Origin of the sequence: Rhizobium sp. NXC14, assembly GCF_002117485.1 — a bacterium.
In the GTDB taxonomy this organism is placed as follows: domain Bacteria; phylum Pseudomonadota; class Alphaproteobacteria; order Rhizobiales; family Rhizobiaceae; genus Rhizobium.
The window spans coordinates 105,721-121,005 of sequence record NZ_CP021030.1 but is presented as its reverse complement, the minus strand read 5'-3'; the positions used below and the strand labels follow the sequence as shown (position 1 = coordinate 121,005).

Genomic DNA, 15,285 nt, shown 5'->3' with positions numbered 1-15,285 from the left:
TGCCAGCTTCAATTCCGGGCGCGGAATCTTCCGCGCCCTTTTTCTATTCTAAATGAGACGATATCCATGAGCCGCGAAACGCTGAAGACCCTTTTCCATCCCTTTGCCAGCGGCACAATCGCGGCGCCCGGCGAAGGCGAGCGTGTGCTCTTCCTCGGCGCCGAGGCCGGGTTTGCGCTGCCGGAAGGCTTCGCCGCCTCGCTCAGCGCCGTCCAGGGCTTCCGGCCGCTCTACCGCCAGCTGCTGGCGCAGCGGATCGAAGCGACGCCTGAAATCAACGGCGAGGATTATGACGCAGCACTCGTGCTCTGCACCAAGCACAAGGGCGAGAACGAGGCCAACCTCGCCGCCGCAATCGCTCGCACGCGAGCCGGCGGGCTGATCGTCGTCGCCGGCGCCAAGGAAGACGGCATCCAGCCGTTGCGCAAGCGGATGGAAGGTTTCGGCTTCGCCATCGACCATATGCCGAAATATCACGGCGTCGCCTTCTGGTTCGGCCGGCCGGCCAATGCCGACGACATCATCTCGAAACTGGCAAAGGCGCCGGTGCGCGTCGACAATCGCTTCCATGCGACGGCCGGCATGTTCTCGCACGACCGGATCGATGCCGGATCGGAACTGCTCGCTTCGCGCCTGCCGCAGGATTTTACCGGCGACGTTGCCGATTTCGGCGCCGGATGGGGTTATCTCTCGGTCGAGATGGCGCAGAGATCGCGCGGACTGGCCCGCCTTGACCTCTATGAGGCCAATCACGCGGCCCTGGAGGCCGCGCGGGATAATCTGGCGGTGAACTGCCCGAACGCGCCGGTGCGCTTCTTCTGGCATGATCTGGCGGGCGAGCCGATCAAGGACAAGTACGATCTCGTGATTATGAACCCGCCCTTCCACGAGGGCCATGCGGCCGAGCCATCGCTTGGCCAGGCGATGATCAAGACAGCCGCCTCCGCCCTTCGCGGCGGCGGCCGGCTGATGCTCGTCGCCAATCGCGGCCTGCCCTATGAGCCGGTTCTGGCGGCGAACTTCAGGGAAAGCGGCGAAACCTGCCGCAATGCACGTTTCAAGGTGCTGTGGGCGAAGAAATAAGGCGCAAGCCGCCTTTGAGCCGACTTGCCAGGGAAAAAAGGCCGTGCGCAGGATCTGCGCCCGGCCTTCGAATTTCAACCAGCTGCGTTTATTCCACGTCCGCCGCACGCAGGGCATCCAGTGTCGGCATCGAGGTGATGTTGAAGCCGGCATCCACGAAGTGGATTTCACCGGTGACGCCGGCGGAGAGATCGGAGAGCAGGTAGAGCGCCGAACTGCCGACCTGATCGATGGTCACGGTCTTGCGCAGCGGCGCATTACGCTGGTTCCAGGAGAGGATCGCGCGTGCGTCCGATATGCCGGCTCCGGCAAGCGTGCGGATCGGGCCGGCGGAAATTGCGTTGACGCGGATGCCGCGCGGGCCGTAGTCGGCAGCGAGATAACGCACCGAAGCCTCGAGCGCCGCCTTGGCGACGCCCATGACATTGTAATTCGGAATGACGCGTGTCGAGCCGTTATAGGTCAGCGTCAGCATCGCGCCACTGCCTTCCATCAGCGGGGCGCAGCGCTTGGCGATCTCGGTGAAGGAGAAGCAGGAGATGACCATGGTGCGGCTGAAATTCTCCCGCGTCGTATCGGCGTAGAGGCCCTTCAGCTCGTTCTTGTCGGAGAAGCCGATGGCATGGACGATAAAATCGAGCTTGCCCCAGCGCTCGCCGAGTGCGTCTACCACGGCATCGACGGACGCAATGTCCTCGACGTCGCAAGGCAGCACGAAATCCGAGCCGACTTCGGCGGCCAGCGGCCGGACGCGCTTCCCGAGCGCATCGCCCTGATAGGTGAAGGCGAGGTCCGCACCCTGCGCGGCGAGCGCTTTTGAAATCCCCCAGGCAATCGAATGGTTGTTTGCGACGCCCATGATGAGGCCGCGCTTACCCTGCATGATTCCAGTCATGTTGTTATCCGTTGTAGCGCTGGAAGACGAGCGTGGCGTTCGTCCCGCCGAAGCCGAAGGAATTGGAGAGAGCGATATCGATCTTCGCATCGTCGATACGCTTGCGCACAATCGGCACGCCTTCGAATTCGGGATCGAGCTCGGTGATATGGGCGCTTTCGCCGATGAAGCCTTGCTGCATCATCAGCAGGGAATAGATCGATTCCTGCACGCCGGCCGCACCCAGCGAATGGCCGGTCAGCGATTTGGTCGACTGGATATGCGGGATCTTGGCACCGCCGAATACCTCGCGGATGGCGCCGATTTCCTTGCTGTCGCCGACCGGAGTCGAGGTGCCGTGAGTGTTGATATAGTCGACATCGCCTTTGACGGTGGAAAGCGCCTGGCGCATGCAGCGGATAGCGCCCTCGCCGGAAGGCGCGACCATGTCGTAACCATCGGAGGTCGCGCCGTAGCCGACGATTTCGGCGTAGATTTTGGCGCCGCGGGCCTTGGCGCGCTCCAACTCCTCCAGCACCAGCACACCGGCGCCGCCGGCGATGACGAAACCGTCGCGGTTGACGTCATAGGCGCGCGAGGCAGTCTCGGGCGTATCGTTATATTTGGAGGACATGGCGCCCATGGCATCGAAGAGATTGGACATCGTCCAGTCGAGATCCTCGTGGCCGCCGGCAAACATCACGTCCTGCTTGCCCCACTGGATCATCTCAGTGGCGTTGCCGATGCAATGGGCGGAGGTCGAGCAGGCCGACGAGATCGAATAATTGACGCCGTGGATCTTGAACCAGGTGGCAAGTGTGGCCGAAGCGGTGGAGGACATCGCCTTCGGCACGGCGAAGGGACCAATGCGCTTCGGGCTGTTGTTCTTGGTGGTGATCTCGGCCGCCTCGATCAGCGTGCGGGTGGACGGTCCGCCGGATCCCATGATGATGCCGGTGCGCTCGTTCTGGGCATAGTCCTTCTCTTCCAGGCCGGAATCGGCGATCGCCTGCTTCATGGCGACATGGTTCCAGGCGCCGCCCTGCGACAGGAAGCGCATGGCGCGGCGATCGACCAGTTCGGCAAGTTCCGCCGGGCCGAGCTTCGGGCTGCCCCAGACTTGGCACTTGAAGCCGTGTTCGGCGAAATCGTTGGAAAAGGAAATGCCCGACTTTGCCTGGCGCAAGGATTCGGTGACTTCGGCCGCATCGCTTCCGATCGAGGAAACGATACCCAGACCCGTGACAACTACCCGTCTCATCTGATCAAACCTTTGTTGTTTTCGTCAGCCGCTCGAAATGCCGTCAGGCGGTCTTGTCTTTCGATAGACCGACGCGAAGGTCGGACGCCTGGTATATGGTCTCGCCGTCCGCCTTCAGCCAGCCGTCGGCCGTGCCGAGCACGAGGCGACCGCGCATGACGCGCTTGAAGTCGATGCCGTATTCGATCAGTTTGGTATGCGGCCGGACCATGCCCTTGAACTTCACTTCGCCGGTTGAAAGCGCCATGCCGCGACCTTCCTCGCCGAGCCAGCCCAGGAAGAAACCGGTCAGCTGCCACATGCCGTCGAGGCCGAGGCAGCCCGGCATAATCGGATTGCCTTCGAAATGGCAGGGGAAATACCAGTCGTCGGGGCGTACGTCGTATTCGGCCCTGAGATAACCCTTGTCGAAGGCGCCGCCCGTTTCGGAGATGTCCGTGATGCGGTGAACCATCAGCATGGGCGGCAGCGGCAGCTGCGCATTACCGGGTCCGAACAGCTCGCCATGGGCGCAAGCGATGAGTTCTTCATACGAGAAACTGGACTGTCTGGTGGTCATAAAATTTCTTTTTCCCCCCGCGTGAAGCCGATGGATGTGAACGTGTAGTCCAAGTTCTTCAGAAAATGAAGCACAAGCAAGGCAGCTTCATTCATCGGTTTGGACCAGGCTTACGCCATTATTTGGTGGTCGCATACAGGAAGGCCAGAGCTGCGACCAGACCTATTTGCATCAAAAGCCCGTTTTTGCCGCGTTTATCAGGCTCCTGTCCCCACTGAACTATTGAAAGGCTCCGATGCAAAAGTTATACCGCTTGAAGAAACATGATTGCTTTATGCAGGAATAATCGGAGTTCGTGTTGATGACGGGTACACTCCCGATCGCAATAGAGGTAAGGCTGCGCGGCGCGGGCCTGCGCCCTACACGCCAGCGCGTCGCGCTCGGTGACCTCCTGTTTGCCAAGGGCGACCGGCATTTGACCGTCGAGGAACTGCATGAGGAGGCGGTTGCCGCCGGCGTGCCGGTTTCGCTGGCGACGGTCTACAATACGCTGCACCAGTTCACCGAAGCCGGTCTCATCCGCGTTCTCGCCGTCGAGAGCGCCAAGACCTATTTCGACACCAATGTTTCCGACCACCATCATTTCTTCATCGAAGGTCATAATGAGGTGCTCGACATTCCCGTCAGCAACCTGACGATCGGCAATCTGCCGGAGCCGCCCGAAGGCATGGAGATCGCTCATGTCGACGTGGTGATCCGCCTGCGGGCCAAGCAAGGCTGAGGGCACCTAAAAGATTCACATCACATCGTCTGGATGCCGACCGGGCTTGTGTTTGTAGATCGGGAAGGTCCAACCGAACCAAAGAGCGCCGCCGCGAACAGCAAAGGCCGCCACGACACCGCAGCCCGAGGCCTGATAGAGCGGCATCCCCAGCGCGTTGGCGAATGTAAACACGCCGGCGCCGATCAGCGCCGCCGTCACATAGATTTCCGGCCGCAACAGCACCGAAGGCTCGTTTGCCATCAGATCGCGCAGGATGCCGCCGAAGGTTGCCGTCAATGTACCGGTGACGATCGCGATGGTCGGCGAGCCGGTGGCGGCAAGGCCCTTGGCGGCGCCGAGCACGCAATAGGCGGCAAGACCGATCGCATCCAGCCAGATCAGCAGGCGATAACGCGATTCCAGCAGGTGGGCGGTGAAGAAGACAATCACGCCCATGATGCAGCAGACGAGGATATAGGCGGGGTTCAATACCCAGAAGACCGGCACGCGGCCGAGCACGATGTCGCGCACCGTGCCGCCGCCGGTTCCCGTCACCATGGCGAAAAACAGAAAGCCGATCAGATCGAGCTGCTTGCGCGAAGCGGCGAGCGCGCCTGTCGCGGCAAACAGCGCAATACCGGCATAATCGAGATAGACAAGCAAGGACATGCGGACCCCGGGACCGGCGAACAGTTTCCGGAAAGAACCATGGCGGCAAGGGCGGCGCAAGGCGGCGCGGCCATAAAGCATCGGTCTTTATTCGATGCATGTCACTATCCAGAAACTGCTGCACAGTTTTGGGCCGCATGCATGGACTACGGAGCCTTTGTCCAAAAGAGGAAAGCTTGTGAAAACGCTGGTGCTCGCCGTTCTCAACATCGTCCTGTTGCTTGCCATGCCGGTTGCCGCGCTTGCCCAGCAATCGCTGATCTCCGATCCCGAGATCTACGAAAAGAAGCATTTCCAGGAACAGTGCAAGGCGGCCGAATTCGCCGACGGCTTCATCACCCGGCAGGACATCAACAATGACGGGCTGATCGACGCCGTGGTCAATGAAGGCCAGCTGACCTGCGACGGGCAGAAGGGGCCGCAATGCAACGACGACGGCTGCACCTATAACTTCTATCTGCAGGTCGCAGAAGGCGGTTATTTCATGATCGCGACGGCGCAGATCTACGGCTACGACTTCGTCCAACGCTTCGGCAACATGGTGCTGGCGATGCAGATGCATCCGCGTTTCTGCGACCGCACCGAAGGCGATCCCTGCATCGTGACCGCGCGTGTGCGCGGCACGAAATTCGTCACCATCTCGAAGAAATAAGCTTAGCGCGGATAAAGCTCCGACGTCCGGCCGGCGAGATAGTAGCCGACCAGGCCGTACCATTCGCGGATCGCCGTTGCCATATTCTGGGCATTGAGGTTCGGCTGGGTGAAATCCAGGCTCAGACGAACCTGCCCGTCGGTCCGATAGTCGGTCGGCCAGGGCACGATGTCGATGCCGAGCTTACGAAAGATGCCGACGGAACGCGGCATATGGAAGCCCGAGGTGATCAGCAGGCAATTGGAAAGCCCCTGGCTCGCCAGGAATTCCTTGGTATTGACGGCATTTTCGAAGGTTGTGCGCGATTGCCGCTCCTCGATCAGGCGATCCCTCGCGATGCCGAAGAGCGGGAAGAAGCGCTCGGATGCCGCCGCATCGCCTTCGTAAATGCCTGAGAGTGAGCCGTCGCCGCCCGAGATCAGAATCCGCGACTGCGGAAATTTCTGCGCGAGCCGCAGGGCTTCGACGAAGCGGTCGGCGGCAGGGTTGAATTCAATGCCGTGACGCACCGTATTCACCTCGTTTTCGAAGGCGCCGCCGAGCACGATCATGCATTGCAGGCTATCAGGGTCGGCTGCGGGTTTTGGAAACCGCTCCTCGAGATCCTGCATCAGAAGGTTTCCGGCCGTGGTGTAGAGCGTGACGAAGAGGATGACGACTGAAGCCATCGCGCTGAGAATGCTCAAGCTGCGCCAGCGCAGGAGGCTGGCGGCAAAGGCGAAGAAGACAAGAATGAATGCCAGCGACAGAGGCTGGGCAAGAATCCAGACAAGCTTCGAAATAACGAACAAGACCTACTCCCTTGAAGATCGGCGGCGGTCCTTCCTATCCGATTCGACGGTAACAGGAATGCGACGGGTCCTATCTCTAGCGCAGGGCGCCCGTGTGGTGCGGCGCGAGCTTCTGGTTGAAGCGCCGCTGAAGCGGCCGGGGAATGAACATGGTGGCAAGCGCCAGCGCCATGGCAAAGATGGAGACCAGCCACAAGGCATGGGCGCCGCTCAGCCGCGTCAGGACCGCACCGGCGATCGCGCCGAGCACCATGCCGCCCCAGGGCACGATCTGGATCGTCCATTCGATACGGCGATCGCCGATGATCCAGCGGCCGATGCCGCGGCCGAAACGCGACAGCGCGCCTGTCACATAAGTCAGGCCGATCGGCAGGCCTTCGATATGTTCGACGGCGGCGTTCACCATGCCCATGGATAAAACGATCATGTAGAACCGCGCGAGCATCAGGCCCTCAGCCGTCGTCATCGAAGCAAGCGCCAGAAGGGCGCCGACGCAGCCGAGCACGACGAAGATGCGCCGCTCGGAGACATGGGCGATGACGATGCCGGCCGCATTGCCGAGCACGAAAACGAGAATGGCGGAGATCAGCACCGCCGCATGATAAAGATTGCCCTGGCTCAAGGCGAGTGCGGCGCGCGTCGTATTCCCCGTCATGAAGGAGACGAAATCGCCGGTCAGCAGCAGCCCGGTCGCATCGGTCATGCCGGCCAGAAACGAAATTGAACCGACGAGGGCGAGCCCGGTCAGAGTTCGTCGTGTACGAATGATACGGCGGCGTCTTGCTCTGGTCATTGGTCGAAGGTCCTGAAGCCGAATCACTGAGATTCTTGCACGAAGGATAAGTCCTCTTCTTGAGGAATTGGCAAAGGATTGGCCGAGACGGGCGCTTGCACGGCCGCATTTTTTCGGCGATAAAACGGCGTCGCTTCAGACCGAAGCTCCGTAAGCGTTTACGTCAATCAACGCGCAACCCGCCGGTCGGCGCTGCGCGATTATTCGATCGGCATCTTACGGAGATTAAAATGCCCAAAGGCAAACTCCCCAAGCGTTACAACTCGATCGTCATGCCGCTCATCCTCTCGCTGCTGATGACATCCGTCGTCTCGGCGATCAGCATCGTCAGAGCACAGGGCCTCACGACGGCTGCACTTGCCATGTGGCCATCCGCCTGGGCTCTCTCCTGGGCAATCGCCTTTCCCGTGCTGCTATTGGTGCTGCCGGTGGTGAAGCGGTTGACAGCAGCGATCGTGGAGGCTTGAGACAAAAGACGCCGGCAGGCTGTGGGAGCGGCCTGCCGGAGTTGGCGGGCTGTTAAAGTCTTTTCTTTGCGAATGCTCTGCCGGATGCCGACTTCAAGTACCTCTCAAAGGCAAAGGCCTGAGCTTCGTCGGAGAAAGCGAGATAGGTCTTCAGAGACCAAGGGACGTATTTTGAAGTGTGCGAGTCCTCTCCAGCATTGTGTTTTGCCAGACGCGACTTAAGGTCGCCCGTCACGCCAACGTAATAGCGATCCGGAAAGGTGATGCTATGGAGAATGTAGACATATTTCATGAAGGAATCGCGGCCCGCCTACGTTGCTTCGCAACTTCGTCGCGGCAGCCTCCGCTTCCTTCTCGTCTTCGTCCGCCAAGCCTTCCGGCTTGCCGAGCCGAAGCTCGAAGAGCGTAGGCTGGTGGAGCTAAGCGGGATCGAACCGCTGACCTCTTGCATGCCATGCAAGCGCTCTCCCAGCTGAGCTATAGCCCCATCAAGGCAGTCCGGCGTGGCCGGTCCTGGGATGCTCCGGAGGGCGTTTCCTCTGGAGTGGCGGCTTCTTACTTGCGGTTTTCGCAGATAGCAAGCCTAAAAAATCCGACCCGGAAATTTTTTGTCATCCGGGCCGGCATTTGTCTGATCAGACTTCGTCTTCGTCGCCGGTCACGCCGATGATGTCGCTCATGTCGTCGTCATCGTCGTCTTCGTCAGGCGTGAGGAAGGTGTCGTCATCGTCGTCGCCTTCGATTTCGACATCGTCATCGCCGATATCAGGGATGTCGTCGCCGCCGGCGGCGTCATCGGCATCCTCGAGCGAAACCAGTTCGACTTCGGTGTTTTCGGTATCGACTTCCGCGACCTCGTCTTCTTCGGCAACATCAGCGATCGCCGAGGTTTCCTCGAAGAAGGACAGGGGATAGGACTTGCCGGTATAAGGGGAAACGATCGGATCTCGGTTCAGATCATAAAACTTCTTGCCGGTTTCCGGATCGGTGCGCTTGGTTCCAAGTTCCGCTTTCGCCACTATAAGCCTCGTGAGAATGGCCGAATCCGCGATTCGGCAAAATGCCGTGCAAGCCGGCGTTCCATCGGAATTTATAAGCCGGTCCCCTTAATCGCTGTGGCTTCCCATGTCAAAGCCAAACTTTATCATCTCCGTGCGGCCGTTTTCGCCGGCTGGCGGATGACCGCTGACGGCGTTTGTGGTAACGAGCCGCGGCGGTAGAAGAAGCGGACGAAGGCAGCAGCCGGCCAGGCCGACGCTTCGGAAGAAATGCGCTGCAGTTACAGAGGATTACGCGATGCATGGCTCTGTGCCGCAGCCCGCCGCCAGCTTCCAGCTGTTCCAGTCGCATCCGCGCAGGATGACCCCTTCGGCGCCTCCCGGCGCATCATTGCAGGATTGATCCCCATGGCAACAAAGAGTTTCACCATCGCCATCGACGGTCCGGCGGCGGCCGGCAAGGGGACGCTTTCGCGTCTTATCGCTGAACGATACGGCTTTCACCATCTCGACACGGGCCTGACTTACCGCGCGACCGCCAAGGCGCTGCTCGATGCCGGCCTGCCGCTCGACGACGAGGCGGTGGCGGAAAAGATCGCGCGGGAGGTTGAACTTGCCGGGCTGGATCGCGATATACTTTCCCGACACGAGATCGGCGAAGCCGCCTCGAAAATCGCTGTCATGCCGACGGTGCGCCGGGCCCTGGTTGAGGCGCAGCGTCGGTTTGCGGCAAAGACGCCGGGCACGGTGCTCGACGGACGCGATATCGGCACGGTCGTATGCCCGGATGCGCCGGTCAAGCTCTATGTGACGGCGTCGCCGGAGGTGCGCGCCAGACGGCGTTACGATGAGATCCTCGGCAAGGGGGCGACGGCGGATTTCGATGCGATTTTCGAGGACGTCAAGCGGCGCGACGAACGCGACATGGGACGGGCCGACAGCCCTTTGAAACCAGCCGATGATGCGCACTTGCTTGATACGTCGGAAATGAGTATAGAGGCCGCGTTCCAAGCCGCTCAATCGATCATCGATGCGGTCTTGAGCCGAAATGCCTAAATTCAAGCGATTTTGCATGCTCAGACGCATGGATCGCTTTAATGCAGCCTGAAATTCCGTCCAAGCGCCGGATTGCCTTCGTGAAAGAGGGCGGACTGGGTTCAGGCCCATTCAACTCGAACCAACCGGCGCATACGTGGGCCTTGAAGCTTTCGAAGGCCACGCAGGAGATTTTATGTCAGTAGCAACTCCCTCTCGCGAGGATTTCGCGGCCCTTCTCGAAGAGTCCTTTGCCAAGAACGATCTGGCTGAAGGCTATGTCACCAAGGGTATCGTCACGGGCATCGAAAAGGATGTCGCCGTTGTCGACGTCGGCCTCAAGGTCGAAGGCCGCATCGCGCTCAAGGAATTCGGCGCACGCGCCAAGGACGGTTCGCTGAAGGTCGGCGACGAAGTCGAAGTCTATGTCGAGCGCATCGAAAACGCGCTTGGTGAAGCCGTTCTGTCGCGCGAGAAGGCTCGCCGCGAAGAAAGCTGGATCAAGCTCGAAGCCAAGTTCGAAGCCGGCGAGCGCGTCGAAGGCGTGATCTTCAACCAGGTCAAGGGCGGCTTCACCGTCGACCTCGACGGCGCGATCGCCTTCCTGCCGCGTTCGCAGGTCGACATCCGCCCGATCCGCGACGTCACGCCGCTGATGCACAACCCGCAGCCCTTCGAAATCCTCAAGATGGACAAGCGCCGCGGCAACATCGTGGTTTCGCGCCGTACGGTTCTGGAAGAGTCCCGTGCCGAGCAGCGTTCTGAAATCGTTCAGAACCTCGAAGAAGGCCAGGTTGTTGACGGCGTCGTCAAGAACATCACCGATTACGGTGCGTTCGTCGACCTCGGCGGCATCGACGGCCTGCTGCACGTCACCGACATGGCATGGCGCCGTGTGAACCATCCGTCGGAAATCCTGAACATCGGCCAGCAGGTCAAGGTTCAGATCATCCGTATCAACCAGGAAACCCACCGCATCTCGCTCGGCATGAAGCAGCTCGAGAGCGATCCGTGGGATGGCATCCAGGCGAAATATCCGGAAGGCAAGAAGATTTCCGGTACCGTCACGAACATTACGGATTACGGTGCGTTCGTCGAGCTGGAGCCGGGCATCGAAGGCCTGATCCACATCTCGGAAATGTCCTGGACCAAGAAGAACGTTCACCCCGGCAAGATCCTGTCCACGAGCCAGGAAGTCGAAGTCGTCGTTCTCGAGGTCGATCCGTCCAAGCGCCGTATTTCGCTCGGCCTCAAGCAGACGCTGGAAAACCCGTGGGCAGCATTCGCCCGCAGCCATCCGGCCGGCACTGAAGTCGAAGGCGAAGTCAAGAACAAGACCGAATTCGGCCTGTTCATCGGCCTCGACGGCGATGTCGACGGCATGGTGCACCTCTCCGACCTCGACTGGAATCGTCCGGGCGAGCAGGTCATCGAGGAGTACAACAAGGGTGACGTCGTCAAGGCTGTCGTTCTCGACGTCGATGTCGAGAAGGAACGCATCTCGCTCGGCATCAAGCAGCTCGGCAAGGACTCGGTTGGTGAAGCAGCAGCTTCGGGCGACCTGCGCAAGAACGCAGTTGTTTCCTGCGAAGTCATCGCCATCAACGACGGCGGCATCGAAGTGAAGCTCGTCAATCACGAGGATATCACTTCCTTCATCCGTCGCGCCGATCTCGCCCGTGACCGCGACGAGCAGCGCCCTGAGCGCTTCTCGGTCGGCCAGATCGTCGACGCCCGCGTCACCAACTTCTCCAAGAAGGACCGCAAGATCATGCTGTCCATCAAGGCTCTGGAGATTGCGGAAGAGAAGGAAGCCGTCGCTCAGTTCGGTTCGTCCGACTCGGGCGCTTCGCTCGGCGACATCCTGGGCGCAGCCCTGAAGAACCGCAGCGGCGAATAAGCCTCGCAGTCACGTCTGAAATATGGAACTCGCCGGAGCGATCCGGCGGGTTTTTTATTTTCAGGGAATGAAAACCGCTATTCCCAGCCGACCATGCGCTGATAGAGCGCGTAGACCGGATCGGCTGCCGTGTCGGGCCGATACGCCGTCGGCTCGGCATCGATCATCCTTGGCCTCCTGCGCTCTGGTGCCGCTTCCGCACCGTCAGCATCGGGCTCGGCATCCTCACCGCCGGATTTCGCCTGCTGCTCGTCCTGCGGCGCACCGTCCTGGTGATGGTGATGCTGGTGACTCGTTTCACCGGCCTTTTCGTTCGACGGCGTATCCTTGGCGAACTGATAGGGCAGCTGGGCATAGGCAAAGCCCTCCGGCACCCTGGCCGCGAGCGGCACATAAGAGGCCTCGGCCATCTCGGGAAGCGGCATCGGTTGCGGCTGTGCGGCGATTTCTTTCGACTGTCGGGCGGCGGCAGCCGTGGCTCCGGTTTCCATCTGCGACGGGTGGAGCGCTGCCGATCGTCGAGCGTCGGCGGCGGCCAGATCTGCCGGCTGTCTCGTCAAGGTCTCCTTCGCTTCGCTGATGACGGCTTCGTCGAGAATGACATCGATCTCCACCGCCGCCACGACAGCACCATCCTCCATCACGTTTTTCGAGTCCTGCTCGCGGATGATGGTGACGATCATCTCGGAGACCTCTTCGGTCATCGATGCGACGATTCCCGTCCAGTTCCGGGGAATGACAGGATCGGCTTTTTCCGACGTTGCGCGAGGCTGAATGACCGGCAGTTCCGTCACCTCGGCCGTGTCGTCACCTGGCTCCGCCGGTGCCGGGCGCCGAGCTTCGACCTTCGGGGCAACCTCTGCTTTTGTCGCCGAAGCGGAGCGAATCCGGTTTTCAGACTGCGAAATTTCAGGATCAGCGGCTTCCACGGTTGCGACGGTCACCGCTTCCTCGGTTGCCGCAAGCAGGGGGGTCTCGAACAATTTGCCGGCTGGTTCGGTTCGCTTTTCCGCCGGCTGGCGCATCGTGGCGGGCAGGCTGTCTTCATGCAGCTGGATCTCGGGCCGGGCTTCGGCACGCATCGGCGACGCGTCGTTCTGGCCATAGGAGCGGACAACGGCACGGGCGGCAAGATCACGATCCTTGTAACGCACCATTTCCAGATAGGCGATGATGCGCGCCGCCTCAGGCCCCGCCGGGTTCTTCAGGGCTTCGGCGATCATCCGGAGCGGCAGGTTGTGACCTTGCTCATTCAGCTGGCGTTCGACCTCATCGATTCTGGCGGCCGGCAGCCGCTGAATGGCGTCGGCAAGCCGAGAGGCGAAGGCCAGATTGGTCTCGTCTTCACGGCGATCGAGGGAAATGGAACGGCCGGCCGCATCGATGACATCGAAAAGGGCTTCGACCATGCGCTCGCGTGCCGCAAGGAGCAGGATATTCAGCTTGCCGGCAATGGCGGAATTCAGGTCGGCGGCTTCGACCGCGTTGACGGGCGCGGGGGCAATCACCGAACGGTCAAGACCGCCGGCAACGATCGCCGCAGTCTGGCCCTGAGATGAAAAGCTTGCATTGGACGCTGCACGAACGGGGGTCAACATGGCATTCCCTTTCGTAAAGTGACGATGAAAGCAGGCTCTATGAAAGGACCGCGCTCATCCGGTCCCTTGCATCCCGAGCAGATCCTCCTGTCCGCATGGCGCAAGCGGCGCCATCGAATGCCTAAAAATTAAATCGAATATTAAGAAACAGAGATTAACGAATCGCTAACGCCCGCGGATCAGTTCATCCGCGGCTGCAGACAGTGAAGACTGACGGCAATTCGCTCAGCTGTGAGCGAAGATATCGGCCTCTTCCCAGCCGAGAAGGTCGAGCTTGGCGCGGGTCGGCAGGAATGCGAAGCAGGCCGTAGCGTGGTCGAAGCGGCCGTCGCGGATCAGGCGGGCCGTCAGCTTGTCGCGAAGCGCGTGCAGATAAAGCACGTCGGATGCGGCATATTCGAGCTGGGCCGGCGACAGTGTCTCGGCCGCCCAATCGGAAGATTGCTGCGCCTTGGAGACGTCAACATCGAGCATCTCCTTGAGATTGTCCTTGAGGCCGTGGCGATCGGTGTAGGTGCGGCAGAGGCGCGAGGCGATCTTGGTGCAGAACACCGGGTTCGTCGTGACGCCGAAAGTATGGAAGAGCACGGCGATATCGAAGCGGCCGTAATGAAATATCTTCTGGTGCGTGGGATCTTCGAGCAGAGCGACGAGATTGGGGGCCTCTTTCTGGCCGGCGGCAATGCGGATGATGTCGGCGGTGCCGTCGCCCGGAGAAAGCTGGACGACGCAGAGACGATCCCGCCGCGGCACCAGGCCCAGCGTCTCGGTATCGATCGCGATCGCGCCGGTGTAGCGGGCCGCATCGGTCGCGGAAATATCGCCTTCGTGATAACGGATGGTGGCGGCCATGAGACTGTCTTTCGTTCGGATATTCTCCACTCGCGCTATAGCGCAAAGGCACACATTGCGAAACTGCTTCCTGCTGCGGCTGGTTCAGAATGTCGGCGGCGTGTTTATCCAGAGGAGCACGGTTTCGCCATCGTGGCGGTTGCGCCAGGAATGGTAGCGGCGGCTTTCGAAATACAGTGAATCGCCCGGGCCGAGATCGAAGAACTGGTCGCTGTCGAGCACCAGTTCCAGCCGGCCGGACAGGACATGCATGAATTCCTCGCCTTCGTGGCGATAGGCGCCCTCGCTGGCGGCGCCCGGCGCCAGCACGAAACGGTGGCAATCCATCATCCTTCGGCCTTCGGCAAGCAGCTGCACGGTAACCCCGGGGGTCGTTTCCGGCCAGGTGCGCCACTCGCCGGCGCGTATCACTGCCGGCACCTCCTCGCTTTCCGCGCCGGAGAGGCGGGAGACGGTGGTGGCGTAATATTCGGCGAGGTCGTGAAGCGTCTTGAACCCGACGCCTTGCGAGGTGCGCTCCAGCGTCGAGAGCGTCGAAGCGGTGATGCCGATATCACCGGCGACCTGATCAAGCGTTTTGCCCGCGGCGTGGCGGAGGCTCCGCAATTTACGGCCGAGGCCGGAATCCTGGCCGGGTTCGGCACCGTCGGCGGAAGGTTCCTCGCTCTCCAGCGCCTCGCGAATGGCTGCGGGATTGAGACCGCGCTCGGCCCGATACCAGGAGATGCGCTTCAGCCGCGCCACGTCTTCGGCGCTGTATTGGCGATGGCCGGTTTCGGAGCGGGCGGGAACGACCAGACCCTGGCTTTCCCAGAGGCGCAACGTCGAGGCGGAGACGCCCGCCAGCCGCGCGGCCTCCGCCACCTTGTAGCGCACAGGCCCGTTGTCACTCATCAGCCAATACCCCGATTCTCGTTGCGCGAGCATTCATCAAATCGCGTGATGTTTGAAGCAAAAAATGCCGCTTGTTTTCTTGCAGAAAAAATGTAGGAATTTCCAGGGCATCTTACAGAACTTATGTAAGATAAATCCAAAAACTTCAAACGGGAG

17 protein-coding genes and 1 tRNA gene are annotated in these 15,285 nt (G+C 60.7%); 6 read left to right on the top strand and 12 right to left on the bottom strand.

The annotated features are described in order from the left end of the window. The first annotated feature begins 66 nt into the window (after positions 1 to 66). Positions 67 to 1,083 carry a class I SAM-dependent methyltransferase gene (locus NXC14_RS00580; protein WP_085776509.1) on the top strand — a complete coding sequence of 339 codons (1,017 nt, stop codon included), beginning with the start codon at positions 67 to 69 and terminating at the stop codon, positions 1,081 to 1,083. An 88-nt stretch (positions 1,084 to 1,171) separates the two neighbouring features. On the opposite strand, the gene fabI is transcribed toward NXC14_RS00580, so the two are convergent. From fabI to fabA, 3 genes are read right to left on the bottom strand one after another with little or no spacing between them, the layout of a single operon-like run. Next, on the bottom strand, positions 1,172 to 1,978 hold the full coding sequence (fabI, locus tag NXC14_RS00575; RefSeq protein ID WP_085776508.1) for an enoyl-ACP reductase FabI: 807 nt from the start codon (positions 1,976 to 1,978) through the stop codon (positions 1,172 to 1,174). Positions 1,979 to 1,982: 4 nt separating this feature from the next. After that, positions 1,983 to 3,218 carry a beta-ketoacyl-ACP synthase I gene (gene fabB, locus NXC14_RS00570; RefSeq protein ID WP_085776507.1) on the bottom strand — a complete coding sequence of 412 codons (1,236 nt, stop codon included), beginning with the start codon at positions 3,216 to 3,218 and terminating at the stop codon, positions 1,983 to 1,985. 43 nt (positions 3,219 to 3,261) lie between these two features. Continuing rightward, entirely contained in the window at positions 3,262 to 3,777 is a 516-nt protein-coding gene (gene fabA, locus NXC14_RS00565; protein ID WP_020920068.1) for a 3-hydroxyacyl-[acyl-carrier-protein] dehydratase FabA, read from the bottom strand. 301 nt (positions 3,778 to 4,078) lie between these two features. On the opposite strand from fabA, the gene irrA reads away from it, so the two are divergent. Further along, positions 4,079 to 4,498, top strand: coding sequence for an iron response transcriptional regulator IrrA (gene irrA, locus NXC14_RS00560; RefSeq protein ID WP_085776506.1), 420 nt, complete (start codon positions 4,079 to 4,081; stop codon positions 4,496 to 4,498). Positions 4,499 to 4,513: 15 nt separating this feature from the next. Here irrA and NXC14_RS00555 read toward each other — a convergent pair whose 3' ends face one another. Next, on the bottom strand, positions 4,514 to 5,149 hold the full coding sequence (locus NXC14_RS00555) for a trimeric intracellular cation channel family protein (RefSeq protein WP_085779914.1): 636 nt from the start codon (positions 5,147 to 5,149) through the stop codon (positions 4,514 to 4,516). A 178-nt stretch (positions 5,150 to 5,327) separates the two neighbouring features. Here NXC14_RS00555 and NXC14_RS00550 point away from each other — a divergent pair, with 178 nt between their 5' ends. Beyond that, positions 5,328 to 5,801 carry a hypothetical protein gene (locus tag NXC14_RS00550; protein ID WP_085776505.1) on the top strand — a complete coding sequence of 158 codons (474 nt, stop codon included), beginning with the start codon at positions 5,328 to 5,330 and terminating at the stop codon, positions 5,799 to 5,801. A gap of 2 nt (positions 5,802 to 5,803) precedes the next feature. On the opposite strand, the gene NXC14_RS00545 is transcribed toward NXC14_RS00550, so the two are convergent. Both NXC14_RS00545 and NXC14_RS00540 read right to left on the bottom strand, forming a co-directional pair. Beyond that, the gene (locus tag NXC14_RS00545; protein ID WP_085776504.1) at positions 5,804 to 6,592 is read right to left on the bottom strand and encodes a YdcF family protein; all 789 of its coding nucleotides are present in this window, start codon (positions 6,590 to 6,592) and stop codon (positions 5,804 to 5,806) included. A 76-nt stretch (positions 6,593 to 6,668) separates the two neighbouring features. Beyond that, entirely contained in the window at positions 6,669 to 7,385 is a 717-nt protein-coding gene (locus tag NXC14_RS00540; RefSeq protein WP_085776503.1) for a YoaK family protein, read from the bottom strand. A 230-nt stretch (positions 7,386 to 7,615) separates the two neighbouring features. On the opposite strand from NXC14_RS00540, the gene NXC14_RS00535 reads away from it, so the two are divergent. Then, on the top strand, positions 7,616 to 7,852 hold the full coding sequence (locus NXC14_RS00535) for a DUF2798 domain-containing protein (RefSeq protein WP_085776502.1): 237 nt from the start codon (positions 7,616 to 7,618) through the stop codon (positions 7,850 to 7,852). 52 nt (positions 7,853 to 7,904) lie between these two features. Here the strand turns inward: NXC14_RS00535 and NXC14_RS00530 are convergent, their stop codons facing one another. The 3 genes from NXC14_RS00530 to NXC14_RS00520 all read right to left on the bottom strand — a co-directional run bounded on the left by NXC14_RS00530 (position 7,905) and on the right by NXC14_RS00520 (position 8,871). Then, positions 7,905 to 8,144: a GIY-YIG nuclease family protein gene (locus tag NXC14_RS00530; RefSeq protein ID WP_085776501.1), complete on the bottom strand. Its 240-nt coding sequence runs from the start codon at positions 8,142 to 8,144 to the stop codon at positions 7,905 to 7,907. Positions 8,145 to 8,263: 119 nt separating this feature from the next. Beyond that, positions 8,264 to 8,339: transfer RNA gene (locus NXC14_RS00525), tRNA-Ala, on the bottom strand. A gap of 148 nt (positions 8,340 to 8,487) precedes the next feature. Next, positions 8,488 to 8,871: a TIGR02300 family protein gene (locus tag NXC14_RS00520; RefSeq protein ID WP_085776500.1), complete on the bottom strand. Its 384-nt coding sequence runs from the start codon at positions 8,869 to 8,871 to the stop codon at positions 8,488 to 8,490. Between the two features lie 387 nt (positions 8,872 to 9,258). On the opposite strand from NXC14_RS00520, the gene cmk reads away from it, so the two are divergent. Together cmk and rpsA are read left to right on the top strand one after the other, a co-directional pair. Beyond that, positions 9,259 to 9,906 (top strand): (d)CMP kinase, encoded by a 648-nt coding sequence (gene cmk / locus NXC14_RS00510; protein ID WP_085776499.1) that lies wholly within the window; start codon positions 9,259 to 9,261, stop codon positions 9,904 to 9,906. Between the two features lie 175 nt (positions 9,907 to 10,081). Beyond that, entirely contained in the window at positions 10,082 to 11,785 is a 1,704-nt protein-coding gene (gene rpsA / locus NXC14_RS00505) for a 30S ribosomal protein S1 (RefSeq protein WP_085776498.1), read from the top strand. A gap of 77 nt (positions 11,786 to 11,862) precedes the next feature. Here rpsA and NXC14_RS00500 read toward each other — a convergent pair whose 3' ends face one another. The 3 genes from NXC14_RS00500 to NXC14_RS00490 all read right to left on the bottom strand — a co-directional run bounded on the left by NXC14_RS00500 (position 11,863) and on the right by NXC14_RS00490 (position 15,129). Beyond that, positions 11,863 to 13,383 (bottom strand): hypothetical protein, encoded by a 1,521-nt coding sequence (locus NXC14_RS00500; RefSeq protein WP_085776497.1) that lies wholly within the window; start codon positions 13,381 to 13,383, stop codon positions 11,863 to 11,865. Between the two features lie 225 nt (positions 13,384 to 13,608). Continuing rightward, positions 13,609 to 14,235 (bottom strand): ribonuclease D, encoded by a 627-nt coding sequence (locus NXC14_RS00495; RefSeq protein ID WP_085776496.1) that lies wholly within the window; start codon positions 14,233 to 14,235, stop codon positions 13,609 to 13,611. 84 nt (positions 14,236 to 14,319) lie between these two features. Then, the gene (locus NXC14_RS00490; protein ID WP_085776495.1) at positions 14,320 to 15,129 is read right to left on the bottom strand and encodes a MerR family transcriptional regulator; all 810 of its coding nucleotides are present in this window, start codon (positions 15,127 to 15,129) and stop codon (positions 14,320 to 14,322) included. Positions 15,130 to 15,285 lie beyond the last annotated feature (156 nt).